Source organism: Sphaerochaeta sp. S2, assembly GCF_016406725.1.
GTDB lineage: Bacteria > Spirochaetota > Spirochaetia > Sphaerochaetales > Sphaerochaetaceae > Sphaerochaeta.
Genome location: NZ_JAEKNT010000381.1, coordinates 1 through 2,671 on the forward strand (window position 1 = coordinate 1; position 2,671 = coordinate 2,671).

Below are 2,671 nucleotides of genomic sequence, written 5' to 3' on the forward strand. Positions count from 1 at the left end.
AGGTACTGATGCGCTCAAAGAAATCCTTGACTGGCTTGGTCCCCGAGAAGAAGGCGCGAACCAGCAACAAAACTACGCGCATGTTCATGGCCCTACTCCTCGCTCTCTGTCAGTTCAAGAAACAACGCTTCCAGGGTTGCATCAAGTTCTTGTGTGCGAGACTGCAGTTCCTGTAGGGTTCCGTTGTACAACAACCTCCCCTCTTTTATGATTCCCAGACTGCTACAAAGTTGCTGGGCAACTTCCAATACATGGGTGGAAAAGAATACCGTATTCCCTGATTCAGCAAACTCACCCAGGAGCGTTTTCAAGATGAAGGCTGCTTTTGGGTCCAGCCCAACCATGGGCTCATCCAAGATAAGCAACTTAGGGGAAGGTAACAGGGCTGATATGATAGAAAGCTTCTGTTTCATCCCATGGCTATAGGAAGAGATTTCATCCTTCAAAGCATGAGAAAGCAACAATCGCTCCCCCAGCTCATCAATCCGTTGCTTACGTTCCACGCTACCAACCCCATAGAGATCTGCAATGAAGGAGAGATGCTCATACCCACTCATTCTCTCATAAAAAAGCGGTTCATCAGGTACATAACCGATTAATCTCTTATAGCTGAGAGGATCAGAATGAAGGGAGTATCCCATGAAACTGATCGAACCAGAATCAGGTTTAAGCAAACCAGTGAGCATCTTGATGGTGGTACTCTTACCAGCCCCGTTGGGACCAAGGAATCCGAATATCTGTCCAGGTGCAATGGAGAGATCCAGTGTATCGACCGCTTTCCTTGGTTGATTACCATATCGTTTGGTTATTTGATCACATACCAGCATTTGACTACCTCCACTGTATTATAGAGTGGAAAATCTGATTTTGCAATTACTATTTCGAAAATTTTCGAATTAGTATTGATGTATATTAATGCAGTATATTTCTGGATATATTCGATTTTAATTGCATATAATACGATTTTTACGAATATTTATGCATAAACCTCTTGTCATTCTACACAAGAATTACTACACTGACGGCAGAATAAAATACCGAACAGGGAGATACGAATATGGACAAGGAAAAAATCATTCTGGCATACAGCGGAGGACTTGATACCTCGGTAATCCTGAAATGGCTTGCCAATAAAGGGTTTGATGTTATCGCCTATGTGGCAAATGTCGGACAGAACGAGGATTTTGCAGCTATTGAAAAGAAGGCTTTGGCTACTGGTGCTTCAAAAGTATACGTGGAAGACCTCAGAGAGGAATTGGTCACTGACTACATCTTCCCTGCCCTCCAGGCAAATACTATCTATGAAGGTACCTATATGCTGGGAACCTCCCTGGCCCGTCCGATCATCGCAAAACGCCAGATTGAAATTGCCCGCAAGGAAGGAACCGTCTATGTTTCCCATGGCGCCACAGGCAAGGGAAATGACCAGGTCCGCTTTGAGTTCGGTTACTATATGCATATGCCTGAGGTTAAGATCATCAGTCCTTGGAAAGACCCTGAATGGCTCAGTCAGTTCGAGGGAAGAAGCGATATGATCGCCTACGCAAAGAAGTACGATATCCCAGTCAAGGCATCCACCAAGAAGCCATACAGCGAGGACGAGAATCTCATCCACATAAGCCATGAGGCCGGTATCCTGGAGGATCCTTCACTTCGCGCTGATGATGATGTGTACAGCCTTACCCTCAGCCCGAAGGAAGCCAAGGATGAGGAAACACTGCTGACCTTCACCTTCGAGGATGGCATTCCTGTCTCTGTGAAGAACGAGAACGACCAAACGGTTGTCACTGATCCTCTGGAGATGATTCTCTATCTCAACAAGATGGGACATGACAACGCAATCGGCCGTGTGGATATGGTGGAGAACCGTTATATCGGGATCAAGAGTCGCGGTGTTTATGAGACCCCGGGTTGTGAAATCCTTTGGAAGGCTCACCATAATCTTGAGGGCATCACCATGGACAAGGAAGCAATGCATTTGAGGGACAGCCTCATGCCCAAGTATTCTGAATTGATCTACAATGGTTACTGGGGTGCTCCTGAGTTTGAGATGCTTCGCTCTGCCTTCACTGTAAGTCAGAAGCATGTCACAGGTACCAGCAAGGTTGTACTGTACAAGGGTAATGTCATCTTCGCTGGCGTGGAAAGCCCCTTCTCCCTCTACGACGAGGAGATGGGAAGCATGGACAAGGCTGGAGGGTATGAGCCGGTTGATTGCAAGGGATTCATCAATATCAATGCAATCCGCTTGATCGCCAGTTCCAAACGCGGTTAAGCTGTTAGTCACTACCGCCTTCAAAGACTGAAGGCGGTATTTTATCTACAGAGAAACGTATGCTATAGTGGTGGTTGGAGATTGAGTACTATGGATGCGAAAGCGTATTTACAAATGGCGATAGAAAAAGCACGAAAGACCATGAACAACGATGAAGGTGGTCCTTTTGGTGCTGTGGTTGTGGACACGACCGATGGTTCTCTCTATGTTGCCTCAAACAGTGTGTTGGCAAACCACGACCCGACCTCGCACGCAGAAATAAATGCCATCCGTGAAGCGTGCAAGCAGAAAGGGACCCATGACCTTTCTGGTTGCATACTCTACACCACCTGTTATCCTTGTCCGATGTGTCTCTCTGCAAGCATCTGGGCAAACATCAAGGAGGTGTACTACGGG

3 protein-coding genes are annotated in these 2,671 nt (G+C 46.6%); 2 read left to right on the forward strand and 1 reads right to left on the reverse strand.

The features are described from left to right. Positions 1-92 precede the first annotated feature (92 nt). The gene (locus JF818_RS11185) at positions 93-827 is read right to left on the reverse strand and encodes an ABC transporter ATP-binding protein (protein ID WP_198892089.1); all 735 of its coding nucleotides are present in this window, start codon (positions 825-827) and stop codon (positions 93-95) included. A 230-nt stretch (positions 828-1,057) separates the two neighbouring features. Between JF818_RS11185 and JF818_RS11190 the strand changes: the two genes are divergently transcribed. Further along, the gene (locus JF818_RS11190; protein WP_198892090.1) at positions 1,058-2,275 is read left to right on the forward strand and encodes an argininosuccinate synthase; all 1,218 of its coding nucleotides are present in this window, start codon (positions 1,058-1,060) and stop codon (positions 2,273-2,275) included. Between the two features lie 90 nt (positions 2,276-2,365). Next, a partial coding sequence (locus JF818_RS11195; RefSeq protein ID WP_198892091.1) for a nucleoside deaminase occupies positions 2,366-2,671 on the forward strand: 306 nt, incomplete at its 3' end.

Bases quoted from the DNA above. Each gene is read 5' to 3' on its own strand.
- JF818_RS11185 (WP_198892089.1), bottom strand. From the start codon at position 827: ATGCTGGTATGTGATCAAATAACCAAACGATATGGTAATCAACCAAGG.
- JF818_RS11190 (WP_198892090.1), top strand. From the start codon at position 1,058: ATGGACAAGGAAAAAATCATTCTGGCATACAGCGGAGGACTTGATACC.